General features: G+C 67.9%; 1 protein-coding gene. It reads left to right on the forward strand.

The genetic code is table 11. From position 1 onward, the window contains the following. The coding region (locus DEQ92_RS21775) for an AMP-binding protein (protein WP_147299567.1) at positions 1–529 on the forward strand (529 nt) is incomplete at both ends.

Genomic DNA, 529 nt, shown 5'->3' on the forward strand with positions numbered 1-529 from the left:
CGTCAACGGCTGGGGATTCCCGTACTCGGCGACGTTCTACGGGTCGAAGCTCGTCTTACCGGGCCAACACACCGGGCCACAGGACGTCGCCGACCTCATCGACGCCGAGGACGTGACGGCTGCGGCCGCGGTCCCGACGATCTGGATCGAGATGGACAGTTACCTCGAATCCGTCGCGGGCGAACCGCTCGACAGCTTAGACCGCGTGCTGACAGGCGGGAGCGCCCCGCCGGCGTCGCTGATGCAGAAGTACGAGGAGGTGTACGAGGCGCCTATCTACCAGGGCTACGGGATGACCGAGGCCTCGCCGGACCTGGCGAACACCTTCGAGACGACGGAGATGCAGGACCTTCCGGAGGAGAAGCGCTACGAACTCAAGCGAAAGGCTGGGATCCCCGCACCGGGCGCGCGCATCCGCCTGCGGACGCAGGACGGCGATCCCGTTCCGCACGACGGGGAGACGCCGGGCGAGATCCACGCGCGCTCGCCGTGGCTTACCGACGGCTACTTCGAGCGCCCCGACGCGAAC

The organism is Haloferax sp. Atlit-6N (assembly GCF_003383195.1).
GTDB lineage: Archaea > Halobacteriota > Halobacteria > Halobacteriales > Haloferacaceae > Haloferax > Haloferax gibbonsii.